The 16,462-nt window shown below is 71.3% G+C and carries 13 protein-coding genes; 6 read left to right on the top strand and 7 right to left on the bottom strand.

Annotated elements, in window-relative coordinates; genetic code table 11:
- Window positions 1-3: 3 nt before the first annotated feature.
- Window positions 4-1,269: an aspartate kinase gene (locus tag EF879_RS22395; protein ID WP_123561796.1), complete on the bottom strand. Its 1,266-nt coding sequence runs from the start codon at window positions 1,267-1,269 to the stop codon at window positions 4-6.
- A 351-nt stretch (window positions 1,270-1,620) separates the two neighbouring features.
- Between EF879_RS22395 and EF879_RS22390 the strand changes: the two genes are divergently transcribed.
- The 4 genes from EF879_RS22390 to EF879_RS22375 all read left to right on the top strand — a co-directional run bounded on the left by EF879_RS22390 (window position 1,621) and on the right by EF879_RS22375 (window position 7,249).
- The gene (locus tag EF879_RS22390; protein ID WP_123561794.1) at window positions 1,621-2,646 is read left to right on the top strand and encodes a hypothetical protein; all 1,026 of its coding nucleotides are present in this window, start codon (window positions 1,621-1,623) and stop codon (window positions 2,644-2,646) included.
- A 78-nt stretch (window positions 2,647-2,724) separates the two neighbouring features.
- Window positions 2,725-3,270, top strand: a complete 546-nt coding sequence (locus EF879_RS22385) for a nitroreductase family protein (protein WP_123561793.1) — start codon at window positions 2,725-2,727, stop codon at window positions 3,268-3,270.
- Window positions 3,271-3,676: 406 nt separating this feature from the next.
- Window positions 3,677-5,428 (top strand): 2-isopropylmalate synthase, encoded by a 1,752-nt coding sequence (leuA, locus tag EF879_RS22380; RefSeq protein WP_123561791.1) that lies wholly within the window; start codon window positions 3,677-3,679, stop codon window positions 5,426-5,428.
- 219 nt (window positions 5,429-5,647) lie between these two features.
- A complete protein-coding gene (locus tag EF879_RS22375) occupies window positions 5,648-7,249 on the top strand; it encodes a glycosyltransferase family 39 protein (protein ID WP_123561789.1) in 1,602 nt (533 codons plus the stop codon).
- A gap of 48 nt (window positions 7,250-7,297) precedes the next feature.
- Here EF879_RS22375 and EF879_RS22370 read toward each other — a convergent pair whose 3' ends face one another.
- On the bottom strand, window positions 7,298-8,788 hold the full coding sequence (locus EF879_RS22370; RefSeq protein WP_233604668.1) for an MFS transporter: 1,491 nt from the start codon (window positions 8,786-8,788) through the stop codon (window positions 7,298-7,300).
- A gap of 94 nt (window positions 8,789-8,882) precedes the next feature.
- Between EF879_RS22370 and EF879_RS22365 the strand changes: the two genes are divergently transcribed.
- Both EF879_RS22365 and EF879_RS22360 read left to right on the top strand, forming a co-directional pair.
- Window positions 8,883-9,530 (top strand): HNH endonuclease family protein, encoded by a 648-nt coding sequence (locus EF879_RS22365; protein WP_199736570.1) that lies wholly within the window; start codon window positions 8,883-8,885, stop codon window positions 9,528-9,530.
- The gene (locus EF879_RS22360; protein ID WP_370375546.1) at window positions 9,446-9,817 is read left to right on the top strand and encodes a hypothetical protein; all 372 of its coding nucleotides are present in this window, start codon (window positions 9,446-9,448) and stop codon (window positions 9,815-9,817) included. Before EF879_RS22365 ends, EF879_RS22360 begins: the two co-directional genes overlap by 85 nt.
- A gap of 131 nt (window positions 9,818-9,948) precedes the next feature.
- On the opposite strand, the gene EF879_RS22355 is transcribed toward EF879_RS22360, so the two are convergent.
- From EF879_RS22355 to EF879_RS22335, 5 genes are all read right to left on the bottom strand, one after another.
- Complete coding sequence (locus EF879_RS22355; protein WP_123561785.1) at window positions 9,949-11,097, bottom strand: ABC transporter ATP-binding protein; 1,149 nt, start codon at window positions 11,095-11,097, stop codon at window positions 9,949-9,951.
- Window positions 11,094-12,203, bottom strand: coding sequence for an ABC transporter ATP-binding protein (locus EF879_RS22350; protein ID WP_123561783.1), 1,110 nt, complete (start codon window positions 12,201-12,203; stop codon window positions 11,094-11,096). Before EF879_RS22350 ends, EF879_RS22355 begins: the two co-directional genes overlap by 4 nt.
- A 6-nt stretch (window positions 12,204-12,209) precedes the next feature.
- Window positions 12,210-13,187: an ABC transporter permease gene (locus EF879_RS22345; protein WP_123561781.1), complete on the bottom strand. Its 978-nt coding sequence runs from the start codon at window positions 13,185-13,187 to the stop codon at window positions 12,210-12,212.
- Between the two features lie 93 nt (window positions 13,188-13,280).
- Window positions 13,281-14,285, bottom strand: coding sequence for an ABC transporter permease (locus EF879_RS22340; protein ID WP_123561779.1), 1,005 nt, complete (start codon window positions 14,283-14,285; stop codon window positions 13,281-13,283).
- Window positions 14,286-14,420: 135 nt separating this feature from the next.
- A complete protein-coding gene (locus tag EF879_RS22335; RefSeq protein WP_123561777.1) occupies window positions 14,421-16,076 on the bottom strand; it encodes an ABC transporter substrate-binding protein in 1,656 nt (551 codons plus the stop codon).
- Between the last annotated feature and the right edge of the window lie 386 nt (window positions 16,077-16,462).

The raw sequence follows: 16,462 nt of genomic DNA, 5'->3' as shown, positions 1-16,462 counted from the left end.
GAGCTACCTCCCGGTCCCGGCGTAGACCACCGCTTCCTCGTCGCCGCCCAGGTCGAACGCCTCGTGTACGGCCCGGACCGCGACGTCGAGGTCGGTGTCGCGGCAGACCACCGACACCCGGATCTCGGAGGTCGAAATCATCTCGATGTTGACCCCGGCCTCGCCCAGTGCCGCGAAGAAGCTCGCCGCCACGCCCGGGTGCGAGCGCATCCCCGCACCGATGAGGGAGACCTTGCCGACGTGGTCGTCGTAGAGCAGCCCCTTGAACTTGACCTGCTCCTGCACCTTGCTCAGCGCCGCCATCGCGGTGGGCCCGTCGGCCTTGGGCAGGGTGAACGAGATGTCGGTACGCCCGGTTCCCTCGGTCGAGACGTTCTGCACGATCATGTCGAGGTTGATCTCGGCGCTGGCCACGGTCTCGAAGATCCGAGCCGCCGCCCCCGGCTCGTCCGGAACGCCGACGACCGTGATCTTCGCCTCGCTCCGATCGTGGGCGACCCCGGTGATTAGTGCCTGCTCCACGGGTAGGTCCTCCATCGATCCGGTCACCAGAGTTCCGGTGTTGGTCGAGTATGACGAACGGACGCGGATCGGCAACCCCGCCCGTCGGGCGTATTCCACGCTCCGCAGGTGCAGAATCTTCGCGCCGCAGGCGGCCAGTTCGAGCATCTCCTCGTAGGTGATGGTCTTGATCTGCCGGGCGTTCGAGACGATCCGCGGATCGGCGGTGAAGACACCGTCCACGTCGGTGTAGATCTCGCAGATGTCCGCGCCGAGCGCGGCGGCCAGCGCGACGGCCGTGGTGTCCGAGCCGCCGCGGCCCAGGGTGGTGATGTCCTTGGTGTCCTGGGCGACCCCCTGGAAGCCGGCGACGATCACCACCGCGCCCTCGTTGAGCGCGCCGCGCAGCCGGCCGGGGGTGACGTCGATGATCCGGGCCCGGCCGTGGGCCGAGGTGGTCAGCACCCCGGCCTGGGAGCCCGTGTACGACCGTGCCTCGTAGCCGAGGTTGTGGATGGCCATCGCGAGCAGTGCCATCGAGATGCGCTCACCGGCGGTGAGCAGCATGTCCAGCTCGCGCCCGGGAGGCAGCGGAGTGATCTGGTTGGCCAGGTCGAGCAGTTCGTCGGTGGTGTCGCCCATCGCGGAGACCACCACGACCACGTCGTCGCCGGACTTGCGGGCCGCGACGATTCGCTCGGCTACCCGCTTGATCCGCTCGGCGTCGGCAACCGAGGATCCGCCGTACTTCTGCACCACCAGTGCCACGACGGTCCACCCCTTCCCGCAGGCCGGACACGCGCACCGGCCCTGAGCGTGCCAACGCCGCCGGTCGAGGCCGGCGGCGCTCTGTGAGACTCCCTCAGGGTACCGGCCGGCGTTGCCGCTCCGACCAGGCGTTCCCACCATCCGACCAGTGCCGGCCGGAGCAGACGTCCGGGCGCCGGTACGGCGACCCGGCCACCGGCGGTCCGGGCCGGCGGTCCGGACCGCCGGCCCGACACGCGACGGCAACTGGGCTGACCACCTGGTTCGGCGATTCGCCCGGAGAATGGCCGGATGCGCCCCGTGAGTCCTCCTCACCCCGCCGTTCACCCCCGGCGGGTCAGCGGTCGGCCTGTGCCCGGAATCACGTGCCGTTTCCCCGCACGCCTCGGCAGGCTCGGGCGGCCCGGTGGTGGTCCTCCCCACCCCGAGGCTCCGGCAGGGCACACGACTCCCCCGGGCGACGGCACGGCCGCGGCCCACCCAACGGTCACGGACCGCAGTACGACCGCGGTCTGCCCCACGGTCACGGACCGGGGCACGGCCAGGGGCCACTCCACGGTCGCGGACCGGGGCACGGCCGCCGGTCACGCACGCGGGCTGGCCGCCGCCCTGACCCGCGGCCGGCGGCGCCGCTTCCTGGTCGTCCGGGGCGCGCTCGGCCTGTTCCTGTTCACCGCGGTGGCCGCGCCGGCCGGCTGCGGAAGCGGGACGCCGACGGTGCCGCCGACCACTCCCGGCGTCCCGGCGCCGCCGACCGAGCCGCGCGACCAGCTCGCGGCGTACGCCGCCGCTGCCCAGGACCGCCGGCTGGTCGCGACGTACGTCCTCTCGGTCGCCGACGGGCCGGACCGCACGATCTCGGTCACCCGGGCCATGGACGGCTCGTGGCGGGTGGACATCCCCGGCGGGGCACTCGGCGGCCAGGCCGACGTGTCGATGGCACAGACCGCCGAGGGCCTCTTCCAGTGCCAGCTCGCCTCGGCGGGCAGCCCCGATCCGGCCGGCTGCGTACGGGTGGCCGGCCTGGGACAGCCGCTCGACCCCGGTATCGACCCACGGCTCCAGCACCTCTTCACCGACTGGCCCGAGGTCTTCACCGACCGCCAGGCACCGCTCGCGGTCTCGACGGCCGAGCTGGCCGGCGCCCGCGGCCACTGCTTCGCCGTCGACGTCACGTCCGCGTCGGTCAGCCCGCCGCTGGACCCCGGCATCTACTGCTACGAACCCGACGGCACGCTCACGGCCGCCCGGCTCCCCGCCGGTGACCTCCGCCTGGTCGGCGCGCCGGCGCCCGCGCCCGCGACGATCGCGCTGCCCGGACCGCTGGTCGACCGCGTCCCGCTGTCGATCGCCGCTCCGACCGAGCCCACCAGTTGATCACGGTACGGGTGTGTCCGATCACGTCAGGTGACCCCGCCGAACGGACATCCTGGCCGATACGGCACACTCGACACCATGGCCCAGCTCTCTCCGTTACTGGCGGCCCGATGGAGTCCACACGCCTTCAACCCGATCGCCGAGCTGACCGACGCCGAGGTGGCGTCGCTGCTTGAGGCGGCCCGCTGGGCTCCCTCCCACGGCAACAGCCAGCCGTGGCGCTTCCTGCTCGGCCGGCGCGACGACGAGGCGTACAAGCGGATCCTGACCAACGTCTCCCCGGCCGACCAACGGTGGGCCGGTCGGGCCTCGGCACTGCTGCTCGCGGCGCACGTCACCGCCGATGCGGTCGGCGCCCCGCTGACGTACGCCGCGTACGACCTCGGCCAGGCCGTGGCCCACCTGACGGTCCAGGCCACCTCGCTGCGGCTGCACGTACGCCAGACCGCCGCGTTCGACGAGGCGGGCCTCCGCGCGGACCTGGACCTTCCGCCGGAGGTACACCCCCACGTCGTGGTCGCGATCGGCCGGCTCGGCGACCCGTACTCGCTCCCCGAGGATCTGCGGGTCCGGGAGGTCGGGCTACGCCAGCGTCGCCCGGTCGCCGAGCTGATGCTGGGCTGAGCGCCGATCCGGTCGGCGGCGATGCCGGGACGCCCGGTCCGTCTCCCCGACGCGGGCCTCGCGGGCCGGCAGTACGCCGTCAGCCGAGCGGCGCGGGGCGGCGGACAGGTGCCGCGACCTGGGCACTTCCCATATTGCGGACTACGCTTCCCGGTCGGCAGGCAGAACGCGTAAGGTCCCGAATGTCATGTGGCAGGCGCTCCTCCTTCGCTGCCGCGACGAGGCCAACCGGACCGGCACCTCGTCGCGGAGTTGATGCGCGCCGTCCTTCTTCCCCGGCCGATCCCCGTTGCGGCCAGTCACGTCACTCACACATTCACGACCCACTGACCCGGCGCCCGACCCGTCGTCGCCGTTCACGCGGCGACCGAGCCGCGCCGCCACATGACCACGGGAGTTCTCCACCATGTCACAGCCAGCCGGTGCCACCGCCGCCGATCCGATAGCTCGTCAGCGGCCCAGCCGGATGCCGTACCACCGGTACCAGCCGTACCACCAGCAGTTCACCGTCGACCTGCCGGACCGGCAGTGGCCGACCCGGCGTATCGAGGCGGCCCCCCGGTGGTGCGCCGTCGACCTCCGTGACGGCAACCAGGCGCTGATCGACCCGATGTCGCCGGAGCGCAAGCGGCGGATGTTCCAGCTGCTGGTGCAGATGGGCTACAAGGAGATCGAGGTCGGGTTCCCCTCGGCGAGCCGGACCGACTACGAGTTCGTCCGCCAGCTGATCGAGCAGGACCTGATCCCGGACGACGTCACCATCCAGGTGCTGACCCAGTGCCGGGAGCACCTGATCGACCGCACCTTCGAGTCGCTGCGCGGCGCGCGACGAGCCATCGTGCACTTCTACAACTCGACCTCGACCCTGCAACGACGGGTGGTCTTCGGCCTGGACCGGGCCGGTATCACCAACATCGCCACCACCGCCGCGCGGCTCTGCCAGAAGTACGCCGAGATCCACACCCCGGACACCGACATCTACTACGAGTACTCCCCCGAGTCCTACACGGGGACGGAACTCGACTACGCGCTGGAGATCTGCGCGGCGGTGATCGAGGTCGTCGACCCGACCCCGGACCGTCCGCTGATCGTGAACCTGCCGGCCACGGTGGAGATGGCGACCCCCAACGTCTACGCCGACTCGATCGAGTGGATGAACCGCCACCTGCCACGCCGCGCGAGCCTGGTGCTCTCCCTGCACCCGCACAACGACCGGGGGACCGGGGTCGCCGCCGCCGAGCTGGGCCTGCTGGCCGGCGCCGACCGGGTCGAGGGCTGCCTCTTCGGCAACGGCGAACGGACCGGCAACGTCGACCTGGTCACCCTGGGCCTCAACCTCTTCTCGCAGGGCATCGACCCGCAGATCGACTTCTCCAACATCGACGACATCAAGCGGACCGTCGAGTACTGCAACCAGCTCCCGGTGCACGAGCGGCACCCGTATGCCGGAGACCTGGTCTACACCGCCTTCTCCGGCTCGCACCAGGACGCGATCAACAAGGGCTTCGCGGCACTGGCGGCGGACGCCGCGGCGGCCGGCGTGCCGGTCGAGCGCTACCCCTGGGCGGTGCCGTACCTGCCGATCGACCCGAAGGACGTGGGCCGCAGCTACGAGGCGGTGATCCGGGTCAACTCGCAGTCCGGCAAGGGCGGCGTGGCGTACATCATGAAGACCGAACACCACCTCGACCTGCCGCGCCGGCTCCAGATCGAGTTCTCCGGGGTCGTACAGCGGGTGACCGACGACGCCGGTGGCGAGGTCGAGCCGGCTCGGATGTGGGAGCTCTTCGCCACGGAGTACCTCGTGGACCAGCAGCCGCAGCCGGTGCTGCGGATGGAGGGCTACACCATCGGCACCGGGGACGGCAAGGTGGAGATCGAGGCGGAGACCCACTTCCGCGACGAACGCCGCACCCTCACCGCGACCGGCAACGGCCCCATCGACGCGTACGTCAACGCGCTGCACGCGGTCGACGTCCAGGTTCGGGTTCTCGACTACCACGAGCACGCGATGTCCTCGGGCGGCGACGCCCAGGCGGCCGCGTACGTCGAGTGCGAGGTGGACGGCAAGACAGTCTGGGGCGTCGGACTCGACGCCAACATCGTGACCGCCTCGATCCGGGCGGTGACCAGCGCGGTCAACCGGGCCCTGCGCTGAGTCGGCGGCGCGGGCCGGCCGGTGACCCCGGCCGGCCCGCGCATCCCACACGACCCGAGGGCGCCGCCACCTCGGTCGCCCCGGTGCGACCCGTACCAATCGCCCCCCTTGGCAGGGGTGCGTAATCTTCACGCGCCGTGATCGCTTCTCCGCGTCACCGTACGCTCATAACATCGACCACGATGATGGCGTACGGACCGACGAGGGCGAGGAGCATCGATGCCGAGCGGCGCCGTGCGGGGACGGAAGACCGACCGTGACAGCGCCGACGTCCCCGTTTCGGCACCCTCCGGATCGGAGGACTCCACCCCGCCCGCCGCGCCGGCTGCCGGCCGATCCGGGCGTGGGCAGCGCCGATCCGCGTCACTGCTGGTCGCGGGCGCACCGGCGCTCCTGACCCTGGTCTGCGGGCTCGTGGGGCTCGGCGACCGCCAACTGTGGCGGGACGAGCACGCGACCTGGTGGGCCACGACCCAACTGACCATCCCCGAACTGGTCGCGCTGCTCCGCAACGTCGACATCGTCTTCGCGCCGTACTACGGCTACCTGCGGATCTGGACGGCCGTTTTCGGCGACTCCGCGTTCGCGCTCCGGTTTCCGTCGCTGCTGTGGATGTCGGTCGCGGCGGCCCTGCTCGCGCTCCTCGGCCGCCGGCTCTACGACGCCCCGACCGGGCTGGTCGCCGGGCTGCTCTTCGCCGTCCTGCCGACCGTCTCCCGGTACGCCGCCGAGGCCCGCCCCTACGCCCAGACCGTCGCGGTCACGATCGGCGCCACGCTGCTCCTGCTCCGTGCCGTCGACCGGCCGGGCCGGTGGCGCTGGGCAGGCTATGCCCTCGGGGTCGCCGCGGTGGGCCTGAGCCACCTGGTCGCCCTCGCCGTGCTCGCCGCCCACGCGGTTCTACTGCTCGCCGAGGTACGGGCCCACGAGCGCCGGACCGTGCTTCGGCTGTTCCGCTCGTGGCTGGTGGCGGCCGCCGCCGGGTGCGTCGTGGTGGCGCCCCTCGTCTATCAGGCCGGCCAGCAGCGCCACCAGATCGACTGGATCCCCCGCCCCGAGCCGTTGGACCTGCTCCGCCTGCCGGGCGCCCTTCTCGGCGGCCGGGAGGTGGCGACCGTGCTGGGTTGCCTGGCGCTCGCCGGGCTCGCGGTCTCCCGCTGGCCCGGCCTGGCGTTGGCCGCCTGGGCGCTGCCCGCACCGGTGACGGCCTACCTGGTCTCCGACCAGATGCAGATCTTCTACCCCCGCTACCTGCTGTTCACCATGCCGGCCTGGGTGCTGCTGGCTGCCGCGGGAACGCTGTTCGTCGCCCGGCTGGGCACGCCCGCCACGGCACCGCTGCGCCGGCCGGTGCTGCGGTCGGTGCTGGCCGGGGCGGTCGCGGTGGCCGTGGCGGTCGGGTTCGGTCTGCCCGAACACCGGGCGGTCCGACACGACCTGGTCGAGGACGAGTACGCGTTCCGACAGGTCGCCATTTTCATCCGTGCCGAGGCCCGGCCGGGCGACGGGATCGCGTACAGCGGGTACCGGTACCTGCGCCGGGCCATCGCGTACGAACTCCGCCACCACCCCCGGCCGATCGACGTCTTCCTGGCGGTGCCCGCCCGGGAACGGGGCTGGTACCACGACCGGGAGTGCCCCCGCTCGGCCGAGTGTCTCGGTGACGTGCAGCGGATCTGGCTGGTCACCGTCCGGGGTGGTGCGAACCCGCTGGATCGGGAGCCCGGTGCCCGGGGTCAGCTGCTGCGGGACCGCTTCACCGTGGCACGGGTCGCGGAATTTCCCCGTATCCGGGTGTTGGAGCTGGTCCGGAAACGATGAGAGGTTCTTTCCGTTCCGTCGCCCGGAACGTCCGGCCCCACACCTCCGCTACCGGTCGCCGGGGCGGCCGACCGGGCCCGGCTCGGGGTGCAGCGGCGCCGGCAGTCCCGGACAGGGCCGGGAGCGTTGCGGCGGGCGCCCGGGGCGGTGCACCAGGACCGCGGCCAGGAGCGCACCCGCGAGCATCAGCCCGGCGCACCAGAGCAGCGCGGCCCGGTACGCCGGGGCGAGATCCCCGGACACCCGGTAGCCGCCGCCGGAGAGGCCGACCAGCAGCGGCAGTCCGGAGACGGCGAGCAGCCCGCCGACTCGCGAGGCCGCGTTGTTGAGTCCGCTGGCGGCACCGGCGAACCGGTCCGGCGCGGCGGCCAGCACCGAGGCGGTCAACGGGGCCACCACCAGGGTCATGCCGAGCCCGAAGAGTCCGATCCCCGGCAGAACGTCGGTCCAGTACGAGGCTCCGCGTCGGACCTCGCGGAGCAGCAGCAGCCCGGCGGCGGCCAGGACCGGCCCGGCGGTGAGCTGGGGCCGGGGGCCGATCCGGGCGGCCAGCGCCCCGGAGCGGGCCGAGCCGACCAGCAGCAGGAGGGTCATCGGCAGGGTCGCCAGCCCGGTCGCCAGGGCCGAGAAACCCACGACGTTCTGTAGGTAGATCGAGAAGAAGAAGGTGAGCCCGCCGAGCGCGGCGTAGACCAGCACGGTGTAGACGTTCAGCACCCCGAAGAGCCGGTCGGTGAAGAGCGCTGGCGGCAGCGTCGCCCGTTCCCCGCGCCGGTGTTCGACGAGCACGAACAGCACCGAGGCGGCCACGCCGAGGAGCGCCGCCACCATTACCGGCACGGCACCGCCCCCGAGCTGGTCGGCCTCCACGAGCGCGTACGTGATGCCGGCCAGGCCCAGCGCGCCGAGCAGGGCGCCGGCCACGTCGAACCGGGCGGGTGGCGCGTCGGCACGACTCTCCGGGGTCCAGCGCAGCGTGGCGACCAGTACGACCGCGGCGAGCGGCAGGTTCAGAAAGAAGATCCACCGCCAGGAGAGGGTGTCGATGAGCCACCCACCGAGGAAGGGGCCGAGGGCGGTGGAGACTCCGGCCAGCCCGGACCAGGCGCCGATCACCCGGCCTCGGTCGTCGGGGTGGAAGCTCGACTGCAGCAGGGCGAGGGAGCCGGGGGTCAGCAGGGCGCCGCCGAGCCCCTGCAGGAACCGGGCCGCGATCAGCCACCCGATGTGCTGCGCCGCGCCGCAGAGCACCGACGCCGCGGTGAAGGCCAGTACGCCGACGAGGAAGACCCGCCGCCGGCCGAGCCGGTCCCCGACGGCCCCACCGAGCAGGACGAAGGCGGCCAGCGTCAGCAGGTAGCCGTTCAGCGTCCATTGCAGACCGGCGGTGCTGGCACGCAGTTCGGCGCCGAGGTGCGGCAGTGCGACGTTGACGACGGTCGCGTCGAGGAAGACCATCCCGGAGGCGACCACCGCGGCGAGCAGGGTGCCCCGACCGGCGGTACTGGTCAGCCGCAGCGGCGCTGGAGAATCACTCACAGTGTCACTCTTCCCGGCCGGGGCGTAAGATGCCGCGAAACGCCGGAACCTCGTCCGGGTGCCCTGTCCGATCGACACCCCGCAAGCTGGAATCGTGCCGTTCTTCAGTACCAGATCACGCGCGTGGCAAGGATGTGCCGCCCTGACCGCGGTGACCCTCGTCCTCGCCGCCGCCGGCTGCGGCTCCGGGGACACGTTGCCGCCACGACCGGCCGGTTCCGCCGGGCCGCAGGAGCAGCTCGCAGAACTCACCGTGGCATCGGCCGGTTCGATGCGGGGATACAGCCGCGACCGGTTCCCGCACTGGCGCGACGTTGGCAAGAACTGCGACGTCCGTGACACCGTCCTGCAACGGGACGGCGCCGACATCAGGCTCTCGGGCTGCAACGTGGTCGGGGGCCGTTGGGTCAGCCGGTACGACGACCGCACCCTCACCGACCCCGCCGACGTGGACATCGACCACATGGTGCCGTTGGCGAACGCGTGGCGGTCGGGTGCGAACAAGTGGAACGACGCGAAGCGGGGGGACTTCGCCAACGATCTTGACCGGCCCCAGCTCTTCGCGGTGTCGAAGACGTCGAACCGGGCGAAGGGCGACCAGGATCCGTCCCAGTGGAAGCCGCCGAACCGGAACGACTGGTGCCGGTACGCCAAGGACTGGATCGCGGTCAAGCACTACTGGCGTCTCTCCGTGACCGATGCCGAGAAGGCGGCGCTCCGCGACATGCTGGGGAGTTGTTGATGACCGATACCGGGACCCCGCCCGCCGACGGGGACGTGACGGCGAGCCGGACCACCGACATCACCGCCGGACCGGGCGGGGTGATGACCGACGAGGTCGGGGTGGTGACCGGTGAGCTGACGCTCCGTACCGAGCTGCGCTCGGGCCAGGTCGTGCTCCGGGTGCAGTACAAGGACGCCGCCGAGTGGTACGTCGTCACCGGCGGACGGGCCACGCTCGCCGACCCGGCGGATCTCGACGCGGTGCACGCGATCGCGGTCGGTCTGCTCAACCGTCCCGAGGGCTGACCTCGGGGAACCCGGCTCCTCCCCACCCACCCACGGCCGCCGGGGCTCCCTCCGCCCGGCGGCCGTCCGTCGAGGGGCGTGGCGCGGTCGCGGCCGTGCCGCCCCCCCGGATCCGGGGAGGATGAGTCCCGCTAGACGAACGAGCCGGGCTCGCTCGGGGCGGAGACGGCGTGCGGTGCGTCCCCCTCGTCCTTTGGCCGGACGACCTGGGTACTCACGCTGTGCGGCCGCAGCTCGCCGCTGGCGATCTGCTCGGCCCAGTGGCACGCGACCCGGCTGGTGCCGACCGGGCGTAGTACCGGCCGCTCCTCCGCACACCGGGTCGGCTGGGCCCAGGGGCAGCGGGTGTGGAACCGACAGCCGGCCGGCGGGTTCGCCGGGGAGGGCAGATCGCCGGAGAGCAGGATCCGTTCCCGCCGGTCCTCGACCTCCGGGTCCGGCACCGGCACCGCCGACATCAGCGCCCGGGTGTACGGGTGCAACGGCTCGGCGTAGAGCCGGTCGCTCGGCGCCTCCTCCACCAGCGCGCCCAGGTACATCACCCCGACCACGTCCGAGATGTGCCGGACCACCGCCAGGTCGTGGGCGATCACCAGGTACGTCAGCCCCAGTTCGTCCTGGAGTTCGTCGAGTAGGTTGATCACCTGGGCCTGGATCGACACGTCGAGCGCGGAGACCGGCTCGTCGGCGACGATCAGCTCCGGCCCGAGCACCAACGCCCGAGCGATTCCGATCCGCTGCCGCTGTCCCCCGGAGAACTCGTGCGGGTACCGGGAAAGCGCCCACTTCGGCAGGCCGACCGCGTCCAGGGTCCGGGTGATGAGCTCGCGGCGAGCAGCCCGGTCGGCGCCGATGCCGTGCGCCTGCAACCCCTCCACCAGGATCGACTCGACGTTCTGCCGCGGGTCCAGGCTGGACATGGGGTCCTGGAAGATCATTTGCATCCGGCGCCGCATCGCCCGCATCCGGTTCGCCGGCAGACTGGTCAGTTCGACCCCGTCGAAGTTGACCGTGCCCGAGGTCGGCCGGATCAGCTGGAGGATCGCCCGGCCGAGCGTGGACTTGCCGCACCCCGACTCGCCCACCAGCCCGTACGTCCGGCCGCGCGGAATCGTCAGGTCGACCCCGTCGACCGCCTTCACGTGACCGACCACCCGGTCGAAGAGGATGCCCCGGGTGATCGGGAAATGCACCTTCAGGTCCCGGACCTCGACCAGGTTGTCGCCCCGCTCCGCGGCGGGCGCCGTGGTGTCGTCGGTGACGGTGGCTTCTCGGGTCATGCCGACTCCTCCTCGCGCGGGGCGGGTGGCACGGTCGTCGCGGCCTCACCCGCCGGGCTCCCGTCCGTCGCGGCCCCGGCCGTCGTTGTCGCCGGCGCCGGGCCCTGGGCCGCGGCGCCGGGGCGGGCCTCGCCCGGTGCGACCGGGTTGACGCACCGGTAGGTGCGCTCGGTGTGGGTCAGCACCAGCGCCGGTGGCTCCCCGACACACGCCGCCGTCCGGCGGGAACACCGGGGCGCGAAGGCACAGCCGTCCGCCCAGGGCAGCACGTCCCGGACCGAGCCGGGAATCGGCGAGAGCCGTTCGCCCCGGCTGCTGTCCAGGCGGGGGATCGAGCCGAGCAACCCGACCGTGTACGGGTGCCGGGGCTCGGCGAAGAGCGGCCGGCGGCGGGCTGTCTCCACGACCCGGCCCGCGTAGAGCACGTTGACGGTGTCGCACATCCCGGCGACAACCCCAAGATCGTGCGTGATCATGATGAGGGCGGTGCCGGAGTCACGTACCAGGTCCTTCAGCAGCTCCAGAATCTGCGCCTGGATGGTGACGTCGAGCGCCGTGGTGGGCTCGTCGGCGATGAGCAGCCGGGGACGGCAGGCGACCGCGATGGCGATCAGCGCCCGCTGCCGCATCCCGCCGGAGAGCTGGTGCGGGTACTCCCTGAGCCGCCGGGTCGGGTCGGGGATGCCGACCCGGTCAAGCAGTTCAGCCGCCTCCCTGCGGGCGGCGTCCCCGGTGAGCCCGCGGTGCCGGGCCAGCACCTCGGTCACCTGCCGCCCGATCGGAACGACCGGGTTCAGCGAGGAGAGCGGGTCCTGGAAGATCATCGCGACGTCCCGGCCGCGGATGTCCCGCATCGTCCGCCGGTCCACCCTGAGCAGGTTGGTGCCGTCGAGGTCGGCCCGGCCCTCGACGGTGACCCCGGCCCCGCGGGGCAGCAGCCCCATGATGGCCAACGAGGTCACGCTCTTGCCGCAGCCGGACTCGCCGACCAGGCCGACGACCTCGCCCGCGTCCACCGAGAACGAGACCCCGTCGACGGCCCGGACCGTCCGCTTGCCGCGCTGGCGGAACGTGACGGAGAGTTCCTCCACCTCAAGCAGTGCCATGCCAGCTCACTTCCGCAGCTTCGGGTCAAGGGCCTCACGCATCGCCTCACCGAGCAGGGTGAAGCCCAACGCGGTGATGATGATCGCCACCGCCGGGTAGATCGCCAGCGCCGGTCGGATCCCCAGGTACGGCTGCGCGTCGGCGAGCATCACGCCCCACTCCGGAACGGCCGTGTCCGGGTTGCCCAGGCCCAGGAAGGAGAGCGCGGCCGCCTCGATGATCGCGGTCGCCAGGGTCAGCGTCGCCTGCACGATGACCGGGGCGAGCGAGTTCGGCAGCACGTGGCTGAGCGCGATCTTCGATCGTCGTACCCCGAGGGAGGCCGCGGCGAGGACGTAGTCGCTGCCGGACTGGGCGATCATCGAGCCGCGGAGCAGCCGCGCGAAGACCGGCACCGAGACCATCCCGACGGCGATCATCACGGTGTCCAGCCCGGCGCCGAGCAGCGCGGCGATGCTGACCGCGAGGAGCAGGCTGGGCAGCGCCAGCATCATGTCGACGACCCGCATCAGAACGCCGTCGACCCAGCGTCCCCACCGTCCGCCGAGCCCGGCCGCGGCGCCGGCGACCCCGCCGATCAGCGCGCCCACCGCGAGCCCGATCAGCGTCGAGACGACCCCGACCAGCAGGGTCTGCCGGGCACCGACGACCAACCTGCTGAACTCGTCACGGCCCTGGTGATCGAAGCCGAGCCAGTGGTCGCCGGAGGAGCCGGGGATGATGCCCTGCCCCGACTTGACCAGGCCCTCCCGGATGCCCATCGTGTCGGTCGGGCTGTACGGCACGAAGAACGGGCCGACGATCGCGACCACCAGGAAGACCCCGAGAATCACGGCGCCGACGATCGCCGCCGGGTTGCGCCGCAGCCGGCGGAACGCCTCCTGCCAGAGGCTGACCCCGCGCTCGTCGTCCCGGGCCGCGGAGAGTTCGCCGAGCCGGTCGAGCTTCTCCGCCTTCCTCCGGGCCCGCTCGGTGATGGTCATCGGAGTCCTCCTCCCCTCGTCGCCGCGCTCACCGGAGCCCACCTCCGCTCGCGACCGCGGGGCTCACCCGCCGCGCTCGCCCGCTCCACGCACTCACCGGACCCGCACCCTTGGATCGATCAGGCTGTAGGAGAGGTCGACGATCAGGTTCACCAGCACGAAGATCACCGCGATGATCATGATGAAGCCCATCAACACCGGATAGTCGCGCTGGTTGATCGAGTCGGCGATGAAGGCGCCGATACCGCTGAACGCGAAGACGGTCTCGGTGAGCACCGCGCCGGAGAGCAGACTGCCGGTGAGCAGGCCGATCGTGGTGGAGACCGGCAGCATCGCGTTGCGCAACACGTGCCGGTTCCGGACCATCCGCTCGGTCAGGCCCTTCGCCTCCGCCGTCCGGATGTAGTCCTCACCGAGCACCTCCAGCACGCTCGCCCGGGTGATTCGGACGATGATCGCCAGCGGGATGCTGGCCAGCGCCAGCCCGGGCAGGACCAGGTGCCACAGCGCGTCGGCGGCGGCGTCCCACTCGCGGGTCAGCAGGCCATCCAGGACGAAGAAGTTGGTGACCCGGGTGGCGTCGATGGTCGGGTCCTGCCGGCCGCTCGACGGGAAGAGGTGCAGGTTCTCGGCGAAGATCGCCTTGAGGACGTACGCCAGGAAGAAGACCGGGACACAGACCCCGACCAGTGATCCGGCGACCGACACGTGGTCGAGAAACCTGCCCCGGCGACGGGCGGCGAGGTAGCCGAGCGGGATCCCGAGCGCGATCGCGATGATCATCGCGGTGAGCGCCAGCTCGACCGTGCCGGGGAATCGCTCCAGAAACTCGGTGGTCACCTCGCGCTTGGTGGCGATCGAGGTGCCGAGGTCGAGCTGGATCATCCGCTTCATGAACCGGCCGTACTGCACCAGGATCGGCTCGTCCAGGCCGAGGTTCTCGCGGATCGCGGCCCGCATCTCCGGAGTACCGCGCTCACCGAGGATCGCGGACTCCGGCCCGCCGGGCAGCTTGTGCAGCCAGATGAACAACAGGATGGAGAGCCCGAACAGCGCGGGTATGAGCTGCAACAGGCGTCTGACGATGAACCGGAACACGGGCGGCCTCTGGCGGGGGTGCGGAGGGTGGCACGGGCGGGCGCCGGGCCGACCTCCGGCCGGGGTCTCCGGTCGACGGTCGACGCGCGCCCGCCCGCGTTTCCCTATTCCTCTATCTCAGGCGTTCCTCGATGGTCAGGAGGTGAACTCGGCGGTGGAGAACCGCTCGTCGGTGAGCGGGCTCGCCTTCACCCCGGTGACGTCCTTGGCGAAGACGATCGCCGGCGGGGAGTGCGAGATCGGCACACCCGGCAGGAACTCCATGACCTTGGCGTTGAGCTCCTTGTACAGCTCGTACCGGGCGGCCTGGTCCGCGGTCTTGTCGGCCTTCTCGAAGAGCGCGAACAGCTCGGGGTTGTTGAAGCCCCACTCGTCCTTCTGCCGGTCGAACATCGTGCCGATGAAGTTGTAGGCGTCGCCGTAGTCACCGGTCCAGCCGAGCAGGTGCAGGTCGTGCGCGCTGCCGGCGGTGGTGGCGTTGAGGTAGTCCGGGCTCCACTTCAGCGGGATCGGCTCGACCTTGATCCCCACCGCCTGGAGGTCGGCCGAGAGGAGCTCGAAGATGTCCTTCGGGTTCGGCATGTACGGCCGGGTGACCTCGGTCGGGTAGTGGAACCGCAGCGTCAGGTTCGTCGCGCCCGCCTCGGCCAGCAGCTGCTTGGCCTTGTTGACGTCGTACTCGTACGTCCTGACGGACGGGTTCCAGCCCTCGACGGTGTCCGGCATGAACTGAATGGCGACCTTCGCCCCCGGAGGCAGCTTGGAGTCGACCAGCGCCTGCCGGTTCAGCGCGTGGGCGATCGCCTGCCGGACCCTGATGTCGGCCAGCTTCGGGTTCCCCTTCTGGTTGATCGCCAGGTAGAGGATGTTGAAGGCCGGGCGGGTCAGGACGTTGAAGCCCTCGTCCTGGAGCGGCTTGACGTCGGCCGGGCCCACCAGGTCGTACCCCTGGATGTCGCCGGACCGGAGCGCCTGCTTGCGGGCGTTCTCGTCGGGGATGGTCTTGAAGACGATCGTCTTGATCTTCGCCGCCGGCCCGCTGTACCCCTCGTACCGTTCGAGCGTCAGCGTCTTGTTGGCGACGTCCCAGGACTTGAACTTGTACGGGCCGGTGCCGGTCGGGTGCGACATGGCGTACGGCGGGTACTGGATGTTGTCCGCGCTGCCGCCGATGGTGCTCGCCTGGTACTGCTCAAGCGCCTTCGGGCTGTGTATCGAGAACGAGGGAAGCATCAGGGCGGCCGGGATCTTGCTGGAGGGCCGGGTGAAGGCGAGCTCCACGGTGGTGGCGTCCTTCGCCGTACAGGACTTGAAGAGGCTCGGCGGCAGGTCCTCGCGCTCGTTCTTCGCGAAGCCACCCATCACGTCCTGCCAGTACGGCGTGACGTCCGGGCTCTGCATCAGCCCCGTGGCGTTGTACCAGCGGTTGAAGTTGACGCAGACCGCCTCGGCGTTGAAGTCCGTACCGTCGTGGAACTTCACACCCGAGCGGAGCTTGAAGGTCCAGACGGTGCCGGTGGAGTCGGGAGTCCAGCTCTCGGCCAGGCCGGGCGTGATCTTGGTGCCGCCCTCCTCCGGCCGGACCAGTGTCTCGAAGATCTGCCGGGCGACCCGCAACGACTCGCCATCGCTGGCCAGGCTGGGGTCGAGCACCTTCGGGTCACCGGCCACGCCGAAGACCAGGGTGTCCTTCGAGCCCGAACCTCCGCGGTCGCTCTCGGCACAGCCGGCTACCGCGAGGGCCGCGACCGCAACAGCCGCGATGGCGGCCTTCGGTCTTGGTGCACGCATGGTGCTTCACCTCGTCCTGTGGGTACGACAAACGCGGTGACGGGGGCCACCGATGGCGAGACATTAGCGGCCATGCGGACGAGGCGGAAACGGCCGGGGAAGGGGTTGGTACCGGATCGTGTCCTGACCGTCATGATGGGCACGACAGAGCGTGCAACATGGTCAACAATCGAGCTATTTTGTCCCGATCATGCGATACGAAGTTGTTACATGCCTCGTCGTGTCGGCGTGTCCTCATGTCAGACCGACCCGACGCCTTCTCGTGTCCAGATCGGTCCGACGCCGAGTCGGGCGACGGCACGGGCAACCGGGTGACCGACGCACGGGTGACCGACCCGACGAACAGGGCCGACCGGAGACGACGGCCCGGGGCAGCGGGTGGGAGG

This window comes from Micromonospora sp. HM5-17 (assembly GCF_003762835.1).
In the GTDB taxonomy this organism is placed as follows: Bacteria; Actinomycetota; Actinomycetes; order Mycobacteriales; family Micromonosporaceae; genus Plantactinospora.
Note: the sequence above shows the minus strand (reverse complement) of the source record. Positions and strands in the feature narration are given on the sequence as shown.

Coding starts and splice junctions, on each gene's coding strand:
- leuA (WP_123561791.1), top strand. CDS start 3,677: ATGTCACAGCCAGCCGGTGCCACCGCCGCCGATCCGATAGCTCGTCAG.
- EF879_RS22345 (WP_123561781.1), bottom strand. CDS start 13,187: ATGACCATCACCGAGCGGGCCCGGAGGAAGGCGGAGAAGCTCGACCGG.
- EF879_RS22355 (WP_123561785.1), bottom strand. CDS start 11,097: ATGACCCGAGAAGCCACCGTCACCGACGACACCACGGCGCCCGCCGCG.
- EF879_RS22335 (WP_123561777.1), bottom strand. CDS start 16,076: ATGCGTGCACCAAGACCGAAGGCCGCCATCGCGGCTGTTGCGGTCGCG.
- EF879_RS22385 (WP_123561793.1), top strand. CDS start 2,725: ATGGCCCAGCTCTCTCCGTTACTGGCGGCCCGATGGAGTCCACACGCC.
- EF879_RS22350 (WP_123561783.1), bottom strand. CDS start 12,203: ATGGCACTGCTTGAGGTGGAGGAACTCTCCGTCACGTTCCGCCAGCGC.
- EF879_RS22375 (WP_123561789.1), top strand. CDS start 5,648: ATGCCGAGCGGCGCCGTGCGGGGACGGAAGACCGACCGTGACAGCGCC.